Origin of the sequence: Polluticoccus soli (genome assembly GCF_029269745.1) — a bacterium.
GTDB classification, from domain to species: Bacteria; Bacteroidota; Bacteroidia; order Chitinophagales; family Chitinophagaceae; genus Polluticoccus; species Polluticoccus soli.
The window spans coordinates 302,496-316,076 of the sequence record NZ_JARJHT010000001.1 but is presented as its reverse complement, the minus strand read 5'-3'; the positions used below and the strand labels follow the sequence as shown (position 1 = coordinate 316,076).

Genomic DNA, 13,581 nt, shown 5'->3' with positions numbered 1-13,581 from the left:
AATAGATCAGCCGGTCTCTGACCGGCATTTGAAATACGATTGCCCAGAATTAACTATTGTAGCATTTCCGCCATCATGGTGCTAGGATGATGCCCAGAACAGGAATCGACCCTACACTCCCCGCGAAAACCGGATCCTGCGCCTAATGCTCCTCCTTATTGCCTTTGATAGCGTAGAGGTAATTGATAATATCCTGCTTGGTAACAGAGTCTCTTATCGGTGCTCCGTATGCTGTTATCATCTTGTTCACTATTTTCTCCCAGGCTTTATACGATAGCTGGGGTTGCATCTCGATATAACGCAACGAATGGCACGGCACGCAATTGGCTTCGATCAAAGCAACGTTGCCTGCCTGTGGCAGTACCGTCTGTACAGATTCAATGTCGATTGGCTCTGGTGGCGGGGCCGGTATTTCTGCAGGTGCGGTCTGTTGGTCCTTGCACGCACAGATTACCAGCAGAAAAACAATTACCGACAAGGTGAAATACCGTACACTCATTTTGCTACGGTTAAGGTCAGTGATTCAATTTCGTTCCTCATATAACCACTCCTGTTCCACTGGTGCCAGGGTTGCGTATCGCCTGCGGCATTGGTAGCCTTTACCACAAATTCAACAGGTCCAACAACCGACGGGGTGAAGTTATACCTCCAACGCCGCCAGGAGTATTTGCCTAAAGAAGGGTCAAGTTTTGCCTCGGTCCAGGTCTTACCCTTATTGTTGCTGATCTCTACTTTAACTATGCCGGTACCATCGTCCATTGCCAGCCCCTGCAATTCGTAGGTTCTGCCGGGTCGCAGTATCGTACCGGAGTCGGGCGAAACAAATATGGAGCGCACGTCCAGTTTATTAATGGGCACCATGTCTTTGGCCAGTGCCTTCGGTTGTTCATTTCCGTTACGACTGTTGCGGGGTACCAAATAGGCCTTGTCCATCCAAAAGCCTTTAAAAGAATCCCTGTGAACAGTGATGTCGCTCAACATTTTTACCCAGTAAGTGGCATACCATCCGGGCACTACCAATTTTAACGGATACCCGTTTAGCAACGGGAGCGGTTCGCCATTCATCTCATAGGCTACCATTACTTCGCCGCCTATGGCATGGCTATATTCCAGTGACTTCACAAAATCGGGAGTAGAGGGGAACACAGGCTGGTCGAGGCCGTTGAAAGAAACGAACTTTGAGCCCGGCCTGGCACCTGCCATAGCAAGTATGTCTTTGAGCTTTACACCTGTCCATTCAGCATTGCCCATGCCACCGTTTACCCATTGTGCCCCGGGTACCCCGGGCTTGAACAGGCTGCGGGCATTGCCAGAGCAGGCACAAACTGCCACCATTTTGTAGGGAGTGAACTTCGTTCTGAGGTCGTGCATGCTGAGCGCAAGTGGCCTGCTTGTATTGCCGTGGATACGCAGCCTGAATGTGTCCTCGCTTACCGCCTCCGGCGGTGTAGGCAAATGCCAGCGAATAAAGAAGACATCATTGGGGGTCAGATCGAGCTGGAAATACTTGAGGGGTGTTTCAAGATTATAAGGGCGTTCGGTAAGCAGGCGCAACGGTTTCTTCCCCGGCGTGACTACCATTTGATTTTCGATGGAATCATGTATCCGCTGCTCTTCTTTTGCATAATCAACAGGCTTCGCCTCGGGGCCACACCCCTGGAGTGCTGATAGTATTATTATTGCAAGTAATGTGAGTGCTGCGTGCTTCATTGGGACTAAAACAGCTGACAAAATACAAACAAAAAAGCACCTTTTCCGCCGTTCCCGCCGTTGTTGGTGTTCTTCACCAGCAACGATATAGGAAGATATGTCCTCGCTTGAGCCAGTAAGTCAAAGGCTGCTGAAGGTGGAGCTGCCGGGCTGATTTCAGAACGTCCTTAATTGCAAACTCAGGACAGCTGAGAAACTGTTGCGGGTTTTCATTATTTTTTTAATAGCAATTAGCTTTCAACAACAGCATACTGATACTCGAGAATATCTCCAGGCTGGCAATTAAGTGTGTTACAAATGGCTTCCAAAGTAGAGAACCTAATTGCCTTTCCTTTGCTCTGTTTCAGGATGGAAAGGTTGACAATGGAAACACCAACCTTTTCAGACAATTCTGTGAGACTCATTTTTCGGCGTGCCATCATTACATCCAGGTTTACGATTATTGGCATAGTCGGGATGTTAAATGGTTAATGATTCTTCGAACGTGTTCATCAAACGATCGTAATTCTTTTCGTTTTTGCCATAAGAAACGAAGCCAAAAATGCAGGCCGAGCAGAAATCAAGTTTTGTCAAGCCATCAACTTCAGTCAAATCGATATAGATATTCTCTCCCCAGGAATAGAGTGTCATTCGCGAAGTAGCAAACAATGTTCCTGTTGACTTATCTGCGTAGCGCACATTAAAGCCAGCTTCTGTTAAAACCTCTGCCATTTTATCGAACAGGATGTATTTAGGCAGGTCAAATTCCTTCTTGTGGCGAACCTTGCTGGTGAAGAAATTATAATTACTCGTGAAATATGCCTTAAACCTTATGTTTCGTCGGGCCAGTAAAGTGAAGGACATGATAACCAGGTTAATTATCGCTAGTGCCTCAATTATTTTAAAGTTCCAACGAGTGAGAAGTAAAATCAGTGATACGTAGATCAGGGCAAAGGCGACACCCTTTCCAAGGTCTTTCTTCATAAAAGCTGTTTATGCAATTTTTTGAGAGGCAAATGTATCAGCCATTTAAACGAAAAACAAGTATTTTTTAATGTTTTTCGATAAATGATTGAATTTCCTTTTCCGCTGGATTTCGCCGTTGTTAGTGTTCTTCACCAACAACGATATAGGAAGATCCGTCCACCGGTTCCCATCACCTAAGCTTCGATGGCATGAAGATCGTTTTTGAAGTATCAATAAAATATTGTAACTTTGTTATTATTATAAACCGCCTCTTTCCCGGTCGCTAAAGCCGGAGAGGGGATTTTAAAAACTATCATCATGAACATGAATCAACACAGCTTTGTGTGCGAGCTGCTGCGGCACGGCAACAAATGCGAGGCCTATAAAACGGCCTACAGACCTCAAAATGAAAATCCCCGTTCTATCGAGTCGGCAGCCAACAGGCTGATGAAGAATCCCGAAGTATCAGCAGCGATTACAGAGGCGCAGGAGCGGATGCTGGAAGAAGCGCGGCAGGAGCTAAAAGAAAAATACGTGGCCGAGCTGCTGACCGTGCAGCGAAAGCGTGAGCTGCTGGCGCAGATAGCCGAAGGCAAATGGATGGAACAACCACCTCCTGATCATATAGAAGGTCAGCGCGTACCTGTAATGGTGCCCACCCTTAAAGAAAGGCTGAAGGCAATAGACATGGACAACCGCATGGATGGCAGCTATCGTGCAACGGCACAAAACCAGGCTACAGAAACTGGTGAGCTACCGCGTGCACAAAATGAAACGGAACTCATACCGCCTGCCCGTGAAAAAGATAAAACGCAACAAAACACAACAAAGCAGCCTGTAAAGGTTCCGGCAGCTATCTATGTGCCGGTAACAAACAATAAAATAGAAAAGCCCGCCATAGAACCGCAGGTAGTGCCTCCGGCCCCGTATCTTAATACACCGCGATTTCCCGCAGAAAACAACAAAACGCAACAAACCCGTGGGTTACGAACCGTCCGGCAGATATGAGGCTGGCGTGAATGCCCATAAAAAAGAAGCTACCATCGTAACTCCTTTTCAAGGCGCCCCTAACTGGAACAATATCGAACCAGTTAATGACCATTTTGAGGCGTATTTGTGAACTAAGCGGTCTGACCGAGGAAAAGAAGAATAAGCGGGAAAATATTTTATGTGCTGAACTGCTTCGGTCAAGGAAAAAAAATAGCGTAACTCGCATTTAGTTACAACTTACTTTTCTTCAGCCTATTGCGAATATGGCTACTGACGACCAATAAAAAATAGAAAAAAGGTATTGTGATTACAAAAATTAGGCTTTCGAGAACGAATGAAAGCCAATCCCAACCTGCGAAAGCCGACATGCCACCAACAAAAGTATATGGTGCAAATAATATTTCAATTAGCGGTGAATTAAAAAATTCATTTGATGTGTTTTGCATTCCCCTAACTGCAAAAACATTTCCCAAGATGAGATAAAGAATAGCAAAAATCAATGCAATTACAAATCGAGTCATACATATCAAAGATAAATCATGCATGGAAATATCGTTCGATAGTTAAGGACGGTTCTATACTACCGTATGGGTAAAAAGCAAAACCCGCTCAGAGAGCGGGTTTAAAATGGTGCCCAGAACAGGAATCGAACCTGCACTCTCTTGCGAAAACCAGATTTTGAGTCTCACTAAGATTTCACTCTATTGATTGAAAATGAATGCTTTTTGATGATCAATATTTATGTATTTGTCGTTTTCTAACCTTAAAGCAAACATTAGTTTAGTGCAATTTTTAGTGCAATTTTTTGACACCAGATTAGTTTCAATCGTCTACCTATAAAGTGTGTCCATTAAACTTTCAGATGCTATTCTATATTCGCGGGTATCATACTCAATCTTCCATCCTTTAGGCCACGAAATTTCATTATACTCCCAATTATGCTCTTTAATTAGCTTTAAATAATTGCTTTGATAGCCGAGCTTAGTCATACTATAATCGGAGTATATATTTCTGAAATTTTCGACCGTGTCAAAGAGCTTTTGGATATATGAATCGTCATATTTTTTTGCTGAATTGTGAGGCTCCGTAAATTTGAAGTGATAGTTCTTGTCTTTAGGATAGTCGGTGTACTTGATTATTTTAGTTTGGTTTAAAAGAAACTTCAGCAGTTTGAATAGGCTTTCGCCACGTATGGTCTCATTGCTATAAATTTCTGGCAATTCTCTTTGTAAAACTCTGTCCAAATGATGGGGAACAATTATATAGGTTGACTTGTATGTTGAAATATCATACGATTCTGATAGGTGACCTAACATCAAATATCTTTCGGAGTTTTCAAGTCTCATTTGAAAGTAAAACTTATAGGTCTTGCTGTCGGATAAAAATGATAGCAAATTTACCTCAGCGGTATTATACCGGCCTTTTGCTGGTTTCGTTAACTCATCCGCCGCGTTTATAACTACTTTCCGAGTAGTTCCAACAATGCCACCCAGAATGTATATGATGAGCGGACTTATCAACATAAGAACGATTATTACTCCCAGCATTTTGGTAGATTTTATATCACATGATGACATAAAGATATACTGCCATATTGATTTTTTAGATATTACATCTCAGCAACAGTTCTCGTGGTACAAACGCTAAAATCTGCGAACCAGCTCTTTTTGTCGTCGGTATCTGCTACACTCGCTATATAGTAATATAGCAATGGCGAAGACAGATAATACGAAACCCGGCAGCGTCTATCCGTTCCTGGATATGAGGACACCAATGGCTAACAGTCCTCTTTGGCCTGTCAAGCTCACGGTTAATATAAAAGGGCAACAGTTCAGGGTTGGTCTGAAGCTGTACAGTACGCAGGATGTATTTGATAAAGCAATAGCTGGGAAAGGTGGGATGCCGAAGGAAGCAAAGATTTTAAAGGATGAGATTGATAAGTACCTGGAGAAGGCCAAGACCATTCTCAAGGACTATCCGAATGCCAATAAGGCCAAGTTTATCAAGCTATTCAAGTCTGAAGCTTCTCTTCAGACCGGAGGTAAATCGCAGTTATCAACTCTGTTTCAGGATAAGATCGATGAACTAATTGCTGAAGATAATGCCGGAAGTAAAAGTTTTTATGAGGAGGCCCTGAAAGTGTTCTGCAAGTTCAGGAAGAACCCTTGCATTGAAGACGTAGACGTTGCCTGGTTAAAGGCATTCAAGGCATGGTACATGAAAGGAGGCAATTCAAAAGCAACTGTTCAAATCCATTTGAGAAGCCTGAGACATATATACAATAGGGCAATCAAGGCTGGAGTGGTGCCGGTTGGTTTATATCCGTTCAAGGAATACAAGATCGGCACGACATCAAAGTCCAAGGATGTGATATATCCCGAACAAATCAAGCAACTATTGACCTTCCAAACCAATGTTTACGGGCAGAAGCGTGCTAAAGATTACTGGTTCTTCCTGTACTTATCATCAGGCATGAACATCAAGGATGCGCTGAGTCTAAAAGGGGAAAATCTGAAAGGTGATGTGATAAGGTTTGTTCGTTCCAAGACGAGTGAGACTAAAGCTGACGTCGAAGAGATCATCGTTTACCTCCATCCTATGGCTAAGGAGATATTGCAACGATGGGGTGACCCTAATACCGATGATTACCTCTTCCCTTGTTTTAGGGGTTCTAAATCAGATATAGAAAGGAAACATCGTAAAGACGTTTTTGCAAGATGCCTGAACAGGTCACTACGTGAAATAGGAGAGGAACTTGGTTTTGAAGTAAACCTGATAACCAACTTGGCAAGGCACTCTTTCGCGACAAAGCTGAATATTGATGGGTTCGATACCTCGATGATTAAGGACTCCATGGGCCACTCATCAACGCGGGTAACTGAGCATTACATGAAGACGCTACCGCTGAATAAGTACAAAAAAATATCTGATAATCTGCTAGACTTTTCAAATGAATAATTATGGAGAACAAAATCGAAACAATCGAAGATGTAAAGAGTTTCTTTGCGCAGTTAGCTGCATAAGACCTGAACTTCCATCCTGACACACCGTTCGAGTATTACCTCAATGTTCAAACCAGACAAAATACGTATACAAATGATGAGGCGTGTTTAAGGAACGAATTGCTGCGTCAATGTTTTCAAGTATGTGAAACAACTGGTGTCGATATTTATGAGGTGTGCTTTGAGATTTTTAAAATGTATAGTCCAGTGTCGTTGTAACGTCCGAATAACAACCGCGATGAATAAAGTTTCTGTTTCCACGTGTATGCAAATCTGAATGCCACGAAGAGTCAAACATAGAGCTCCATTCGGTATATTTGTGGAAATACCATGTCAAAATTGACATTTGTCTTAATTTGTTCCGATGGATTTGTGGCATCTAAAGGATTTGGAAGCTAATAGCTGGAGATTAAGAAGCATTATGCACAATAATGCTCAATCCGTATTGGACGAACTGGAATCCCAATTGGATAGACTGAGTGCAGACGGAATATCGGGTACTATATCCAGTACGGCTGGCGTAGATGAAATTTATAAAAGTCTTTGGGAAGGAATAGAAGCAGAGCCAGATTTTTTGGTAAAAAGGAACGAGGTTCTTGACGAGAAACAAAAGGCGATTGAGAGCAAGTACATTTTTTCAACTCAAGAAGCATTAGAGGACCATCCCTCTGGAAAATTTCATACAACTTTAAAGCCTTTTAGTAAGTGGTCAGCCCAAGCGTCAGCATATTATATGTTCAAAAACGGATTGGATTTGGTTTTGTCCCACTTCTTACACCACTTTCTCGTAAATCACAACAATGTATGGATGCTTCGAAAAGATTATGAAGTTGCACAGATTTTAAGAGAGGTGGCCACGGGTGTTGCAGAAGCCAAATTGGTTATCAGTATGCAAGATAAAGAAGACGTTGTCGTGACAGCTTCATCTAAGCTTATAATACGAGATGGTTATCCTGAGAAAATATTGCAATCTTTAAAAAGCTACTTTCGAACCCAAGACCAGGCAAATTTGGCGTTATTACTTAAGGGGCAAGATGTTAGTGATAGAGTTGTTTTTCAGTCACAACAAAATTTGCTGGCCGACGTGTTTTTGCGCTTACATGATGCAAAGATTATACTGGGGACGAAGGTAAATACACAAAAATTTTTAGCGCAGTACTTTTGTTACACGGACATCGATACAAATGAACCTAAGCCATGTCAGTTTCATTCCATTGCTATAGGAATGTCCCCCAATCGAAAGAGAATAGGGGAAAATACCGCCCGAATTCCACTTCCATTTTTAGAAGAATAGCCACTACTATTTTAGTACTTTTTTTAATTAAGTATTGAAAGCGTACTGCGTTGGTTCGTCCCTTTGCTGAAACTTTTAGCAAATGGAAAAACATGTTTATAGCATCAGGAAAGAACAACGGGGTATTGCAAACCTTAAATATCACCCGTTTTATGAACTAATGCAAATTGTAGGTACCGACGTGTATGAGATAGGTACTTATAGGCATTTCGGTTTGTCTGACCAGGTTTTAGCGACCAAAGACGGTCGAGTGCTTTCCAATTGGGTATATGTAGAGGTAGCTCATAAGATGGGATTGGAGGAAATCGAGGTCGTAGTCATTGATGACGTTGATGAGGAAGATATACTAAGGCTAATAAATCTATATGGACGGCGATTGAAAAAGCTGAAATATGCGGTCGCCGTCTGTGGACAATATATTGAAGATTTTTGGGATGAAGGGAAAGGAAAATCTTTCTACGACGAAATTCCAGGTAATAATTCAAGAGACAAGATTGCTTATCTGCTCGGCGTTTCGGTAGGTACGTATTCGTCGATATGCAGAATTTACAAGCATGACCCGGAGCTTTTGGAAAAAGTTGATAGAGGTGAAGTTACAAATGAGTATGCGCTCAATTTAGCTAACCAAGCAGAAGTGAAAGATGCTAACAATAAGCTCAAAGGTCCTCAAAAGCCTAAGTCTTATAATGCGGAAGACGATACGCCTGAACCGGGACCGATACTTTCAGTCGTACGTTTTAGTAGTATTTCTCTGGTCGTGGAGGGATACGGGGAGATTGTTCTTGCGTGGGAAGGTGAGATTGTTATGGCTTATCTCGATGGGAGCGCATTAGGCGAAGCGATTTTCAGCCCTTCAAGTCCCGACCATGGTGAAACCTTTCATTATATAATTCAAATACCAGGAATTGGAAGCTTGCATCTTATGGGTGTTGACTTCAGACGCTGCCTGGAATTTTTAAACGTTAATAAACAAGGAGGTAAAAATGAAAAAATCGATTGGTTTAAAAATTAAACGTATCCCCATATTGATAGGGTTTTATTCAGGCCTTAGATGCGGTGAGGTTGGTGCAGAACGAGCAGGGTGGAAAAATATATTTTCCTGCGACATACAGCCAACGTGTGCTGACGTATTTTTCCAGCACAACGACGAGGGACTGTATCTCGTTGCTGATGCTACGCAACTTACAGGCAAAAACGTCTACGAGTACATAGTTGAAAACGGGCAAGGTGAACTTATTATGGATGGAATAGATTGTGTCCTCTCAACATCAAGTTGTAAAGCCATTTCGCGGTCGAACAATTACGACATGTCGTTATCACCTGATGCCTATTGTTTCGTTGACCAGCTACGCCTCATTGACGAAATTCATCCGGCTACGTTCGTTATTGAAAACGTAGATGGAGTTGATGATGTGAAAAATAGATGGCTAATGGCAGAATTTGAAATGCGTCTACGCTCAATGAAGGATTATATCGTTATTAGCGCTGTGCTGGATGCGAGTGAATATGGTGCGCGTCAAATTAGGAAGCGGCTGATTGTGATAGGCGTTCGCAAAGATCTTGATATAATGCCTTCGTTTCCCGCTCCCAGTGTGCCTGATTATTCAAAGGTTTCTTTTAAGGCACTGTTCCCATACCTGGATGGCTTCGCAAGCGGGCAATCCGTCAAGCGATATAAGTCCTCGGACACTCAAATGTTTGTGACTTTAACAGCCCACGATGATACCTGGACATTTGAAAATGGGAATCGACGGCAGTTTAGGTCTGCAGAAAGACTAAAGCTCGTTGAGATGGAGCACTATTGCCTGGACCATCTGCCGATTGTGTGGCAAAAAAGCCTGCCTGGTAACGCTCTGCCTCCATCATTGGCCAAAGCAATCTTCGGTCATCTCAAGGATGAGGTGTTGTATAAATCACCGACTTGGAAATAAAAGGTGTCGGAGCAACCAGGTTTGCCGTTTCTTAAGCTATTTAAAGATTAATGGAACAAGAGAACACAAAATCGGAGCTGAATCCCGATCAGATTGTCGATGAAATGATCCGCCAGCTACTGGCAAAACCTGAAAGTGACGAGGAACTAGAAATCGAGCTGTTTGGTTATCCTGCTGATTACCTGGATGACCCGATGCAGAAGCGCAGACGCCTGAGAGAGTATCGGGAAATCGAAAGAGATTACGGTAAGTACATTGAATTTGAAGTGATGACCACGTGCAATGGCAATGTAAGAATTGGGATTGCTTACAGAAGCAAAGCACCGCTGATGTTGCTTGATTTCGGCATTCGGAAAGCCTACATAGCAACGAAGAAATTGAAATACTTACTGGACGTATACGCCAGCAAAAGCTATATGCGCAGTTTCGGCAACAAAGAAACATTTATAATAAAACTGCCAACTAGACTGCTACTGGACAATAGCAATGTGATGATGTAGGTTTGTGTTTTCATTTTAAAGCCCTGGCGATCGCCGGGGCTTTTTATTTGAACTTAAGCAGTTCCTGTATTGAAACTTCCAGGTTTTCAGCTAAAAGAAAGACATGGGAAATGCTGGTGTTTATTTTGCCAAGTTCTATCCTGTTGATTTGACTATACTCTAATTGGCATAGGTGGGCAAGCTCCTGCTGGGAAATACCTTTCTTCTCACGAATCTCCCTGACCCGTTTCCCAAACTTCAGCATGATGTCCGTGTTCTTATAATAGTTGCCCACGGGACAAAATGAAAGAACGCGTAACGTTTATATTGAGGCAAATTTGCCTCAATATTGTTTTTTGGGCTATTTTCGACTTACAGGGCAGCCGAAAACTGTTTAGAGTAGGCGTTTCACTATCTAAACCATTTTATGAAAAAGTACATCGTTACGGCGTTGAGTTTATTTGCGGCATTCAATCTTTCCGCACAGATTACGTTAGAAAAATCTTACCCGGTCAATAATGGTGGGAACGCCAATGATAATGACCTACAAGTCATCAGACTTGAAATATCGGGACACAAGTATGCTTTACGCGACCTGCAGGCGAACCAAGTTCGTCTGTATAATCTTGACCATTCAATCTGGAAGACAATTAATGTTACACTGCCAGCTGGATATTCTACCTGGTCTCATAGCTATATTTCTGAAAGACTTTTTAACCTCGATGCTGCAGTTGAACTGTTGGTACGTTTCAGTCCCGCCACGAGCGGAGTTATACCTAAAATGATCGTTTTGAGCGAAAACGGCGGGACACTCTATACGATTGATTCTACTAGTGACCATAACATATTCACTACTGGGAATGACTACAAGTTGCTTGTACAGAAAATCCCGAATAAATGGGAGGTTTATGCGCTGCCAGGCTCAATACCTTGTGATAAATGTGGAAATGGCCTGGGATTAGGTAAAGTGCTTCAGCCAGGAAATGGTGGTTCATTAGGCGAGCCAATACCAAACCCATCAAATGGCAACGTGGAAATTAAGTATGAATTGCCGGTTGGTACTAGGGAAGGTCAGATTGATGTTTATAATACAAATGGTCAAATAGTTAAGAGTTTTCAAGTTGATGGAACCTTTAACAGCATTCGTCTAGATAATTCCAGTTTTACCAGTGGCGTTTATTACTACAGTTTAAGGAGCAATGGTCAAAGATCAGAAGCTAAACGGATGATAGTGGTGCCATAAATTGAAGGCTGTTTTACGGAAATATGGAGGGAGCAAATTTGCTCCCTTTTTCTTTGCAATTCACTTGCAATTTTTAGCATTTCCCCTGAGCCAGCTTGTTCCTTTTCCTGTTAAACTCGCTATAAATCGAATAAACAATGGTAACGAAAGAACAAATCAAAGGGTGGAACGAAGCGGCAATCAATGGAACAATGCCCGATGAAGAGAACCCGATTTTTGCCTTTGGAATGACGAGTACGAAGTTGCTGGTCAAATTCCTAAGCGGAGAACTGGATGCCACCACAATGATGCGTCATGAGCTACGTAATAGAGGGCTAAATGATCAGGGCATCTATATTGGATTCAATCAAAAGGAAGGAGCATGAGCGCACTGAATCCATTTGACAAGGGAGGGAAGCCTAATGCAACATTGGCAGACAGGATCATTATTGCAATCATGTTTGGTCTATTGGCGATTACGGCCGTGGCGATACCGTTCTTGATAATTGCATGGTATCAGAAAGCGAACGATAGACAGAGAGTTATATTCTGGGTTTTCTTTCTATTGTTGGCTTTCGCCGGATTTGTCTATAAAGCGTGGCTTTATAGTTAATAATCAATATATTGTGTTCACCTTGTCCTGTCATCCTTAACCACATAAAATCGATAGAATGGCCCTCAAGGATATAAAAATCATCGTCGGTTTGGCGATGAAGGACATGCTGCTCTTGGACAGCCTGGTTACTGCATTGGAGGTTTCAGATACAGTCCAAGTGGCTGCGAAAGCAACTACGAATGACAAATTCATCAATCAGCTGTCAAAGTCAAAGCTCCGACCATCGGTTTGCATAATAGACTTTAGCATTCCGAACTCCTACAAATTGATACGGGATTTGAAATCTCGCTGGCCAAGGATGAGACTTCTTGTCGTGGTTTCAGCGTACAGCCAATACACTATTGATGTGCTGATTTTTCAGAAGGTAAATGGATTTATTGGCCGGAATGCCTCCGTGAAACAACTGATAGACGCAATAGGCACCGTCAAGAAAAATAAGTTCTATTATTCACCGATAGCCAAAGAGAAGCGGTTTTCAGCCATTAAAAACAGAGAAATTTCGGTACCGAGGTTAACAACCAGGCAGGTTGAATTTCTGAATCATTGTGTGACTTCTGCCAACTATGTGGAGATTGCCGAGAAGCTTGAAATTAGCGTCCGTGGAGTAGATTCAATTAGGGACCTTTTGTTTGAAAAATTCGGCGTCAGGAATAGAACTGACCTTGTCATGGAGGCAATCAGATCAGGAATCGTCTCTGTGAACTAACAAATTAATGGCAGGCATCAAGGTGGGGGGACTTGAAAGAGTCTCCCTTTTATTTTTTGGACAGGTGGGGGGACCTTTGTAGGGCTATCAAAAAGCTCTCTCGTGTGCTACCTTTCTTCTCAAAATACCCACTAGCGATGTTCACTCGTAGTAGAGTTGTTGATGTGGGCAGCAAAGCCTTTTACTTCGGTAACTTTCTTTTCATTTTGGTCACTATCGATTTCTAAGTTGCCAGTGAAGTATGCCAAAACTTTGTCATTACTCGCCTTGTTGATTAGCGTTGATAATGCTACAACCACGATAACGAGAACGGTGCAAAAGATAATGAGGGAGCCCAATTGTTTGTTTGTCATATAGTACATTTTTCACAAAAATACGAAAATATATAATGTGACCTTTCGGTAAGTGGTCGGTTTAATATCGGAGGAGTTTGCTTTTTTTGAACTTGTTGGTATAATGTAAATAGCACCAAATGATTTCATCAAACCCCAATGCGTTTTTGACATGGACAACAAACGAGATAGCACCGAGAACTGGGAGTTCAGTTTCTTAGGAATGAAGCTGAGGTACTCGAATCCAACTTTCAAAGGGATTATAATCCTACTTCTTTTATTGACTTTTTTTGCGGGTCTGGCGCTTTCGCTTCATAGTGTTTAAACATAATGAGGTTGATGAATAGCGTGTCT

Annotated in this window: 17 protein-coding genes; 9 read left to right on the top strand and 8 right to left on the bottom strand. The window is 42.3% G+C overall.

Features of this window, described 5'->3' with window-relative positions:
- Positions 1-142 precede the first annotated feature (142 nt).
- From P2W83_RS01655 to P2W83_RS01640, 4 genes are all read right to left on the bottom strand, one after another.
- Positions 143-499: a hypothetical protein gene (locus P2W83_RS01655; RefSeq protein ID WP_276131939.1), complete on the bottom strand. Its 357-nt coding sequence runs from the start codon at positions 497-499 to the stop codon at positions 143-145.
- Positions 496-1,710, bottom strand: coding sequence for a molybdopterin-dependent oxidoreductase (locus P2W83_RS01650; protein ID WP_276131938.1), 1,215 nt, complete (start codon positions 1,708-1,710; stop codon positions 496-498). The genes P2W83_RS01655 and P2W83_RS01650 overlap by 4 nt, the downstream gene beginning before the upstream one ends.
- Positions 1,711-1,940: 230 nt before the next feature.
- On the bottom strand, positions 1,941-2,159 hold the full coding sequence (locus tag P2W83_RS01645; protein ID WP_276131937.1) for a helix-turn-helix domain-containing protein: 219 nt from the start codon (positions 2,157-2,159) through the stop codon (positions 1,941-1,943).
- A 10-nt stretch (positions 2,160-2,169) separates the two neighbouring features.
- Positions 2,170-2,673, bottom strand: coding sequence for a hypothetical protein (locus tag P2W83_RS01640; RefSeq protein WP_276131936.1), 504 nt, complete (start codon positions 2,671-2,673; stop codon positions 2,170-2,172).
- Between the two features lie 300 nt (positions 2,674-2,973).
- Between P2W83_RS01640 and P2W83_RS01635 the strand changes: the two genes are divergently transcribed.
- A complete protein-coding gene (locus tag P2W83_RS01635; RefSeq protein WP_276131935.1) occupies positions 2,974-3,663 on the top strand; it encodes a terminase small subunit in 690 nt (229 codons plus the stop codon).
- Between the two features lie 212 nt (positions 3,664-3,875).
- Here P2W83_RS01635 and P2W83_RS01630 read toward each other — a convergent pair whose 3' ends face one another.
- Positions 3,876-4,166 (bottom strand): hypothetical protein, encoded by a 291-nt coding sequence (locus tag P2W83_RS01630; RefSeq protein WP_276131934.1) that lies wholly within the window; start codon positions 4,164-4,166, stop codon positions 3,876-3,878.
- Between the two features lie 309 nt (positions 4,167-4,475).
- A complete protein-coding gene (locus tag P2W83_RS01625; RefSeq protein WP_276131933.1) occupies positions 4,476-5,192 on the bottom strand; it encodes a hypothetical protein in 717 nt (238 codons plus the stop codon).
- Positions 5,193-5,355: 163 nt separating this feature from the next.
- Here P2W83_RS01625 and P2W83_RS01620 point away from each other — a divergent pair, with 163 nt between their 5' ends.
- The 5 genes from P2W83_RS01620 (at position 5,356) to P2W83_RS01600 (ending at position 10,372) form a co-directional block, all read left to right on the top strand.
- Complete coding sequence (locus P2W83_RS01620; RefSeq protein ID WP_276131932.1) at positions 5,356-6,603, top strand: tyrosine-type recombinase/integrase; 1,248 nt, start codon at positions 5,356-5,358, stop codon at positions 6,601-6,603.
- A gap of 408 nt (positions 6,604-7,011) precedes the next feature.
- Positions 7,012-7,941, top strand: a complete 930-nt coding sequence (locus P2W83_RS01615) for a hypothetical protein (protein WP_276131931.1) — start codon at positions 7,012-7,014, stop codon at positions 7,939-7,941.
- A gap of 82 nt (positions 7,942-8,023) precedes the next feature.
- Positions 8,024-8,953: a ParB N-terminal domain-containing protein gene (locus P2W83_RS01610; RefSeq protein ID WP_276131930.1), complete on the top strand. Its 930-nt coding sequence runs from the start codon at positions 8,024-8,026 to the stop codon at positions 8,951-8,953.
- The gene (locus P2W83_RS01605) at positions 8,925-9,872 is read left to right on the top strand and encodes a DNA cytosine methyltransferase (protein WP_276131929.1); all 948 of its coding nucleotides are present in this window, start codon (positions 8,925-8,927) and stop codon (positions 9,870-9,872) included. The genes P2W83_RS01610 and P2W83_RS01605 overlap by 29 nt, the downstream gene beginning before the upstream one ends.
- A gap of 50 nt (positions 9,873-9,922) precedes the next feature.
- Positions 9,923-10,372, top strand: coding sequence for a hypothetical protein (locus P2W83_RS01600; protein ID WP_276131928.1), 450 nt, complete (start codon positions 9,923-9,925; stop codon positions 10,370-10,372).
- A gap of 43 nt (positions 10,373-10,415) precedes the next feature.
- Here P2W83_RS01600 and P2W83_RS01595 read toward each other — a convergent pair whose 3' ends face one another.
- A complete protein-coding gene (locus P2W83_RS01595) occupies positions 10,416-10,616 on the bottom strand; it encodes a helix-turn-helix domain-containing protein (RefSeq protein ID WP_276131927.1) in 201 nt (66 codons plus the stop codon).
- A gap of 162 nt (positions 10,617-10,778) precedes the next feature.
- On the opposite strand from P2W83_RS01595, the gene P2W83_RS01590 reads away from it, so the two are divergent.
- The 3 genes from P2W83_RS01590 (at position 10,779) to P2W83_RS01580 (ending at position 12,895) form a co-directional block, all read left to right on the top strand.
- On the top strand, positions 10,779-11,594 hold the full coding sequence (locus P2W83_RS01590) for a T9SS type A sorting domain-containing protein (RefSeq protein WP_276131926.1): 816 nt from the start codon (positions 10,779-10,781) through the stop codon (positions 11,592-11,594).
- Positions 11,595-11,731: 137 nt separating this feature from the next.
- Positions 11,732-11,959, top strand: a complete 228-nt coding sequence (locus tag P2W83_RS01585; protein WP_276131925.1) for a hypothetical protein — start codon at positions 11,732-11,734, stop codon at positions 11,957-11,959.
- 285 nt (positions 11,960-12,244) lie between these two features.
- Complete coding sequence (locus tag P2W83_RS01580; protein WP_276131924.1) at positions 12,245-12,895, top strand: LuxR C-terminal-related transcriptional regulator; 651 nt, start codon at positions 12,245-12,247, stop codon at positions 12,893-12,895.
- Positions 12,896-13,026: 131 nt separating this feature from the next.
- Here the strand turns inward: P2W83_RS01580 and P2W83_RS01575 are convergent, their stop codons facing one another.
- The gene (locus P2W83_RS01575) at positions 13,027-13,248 is read right to left on the bottom strand and encodes a hypothetical protein (protein ID WP_276131923.1); all 222 of its coding nucleotides are present in this window, start codon (positions 13,246-13,248) and stop codon (positions 13,027-13,029) included.
- Between the last annotated feature and the right edge of the window lie 333 nt (positions 13,249-13,581).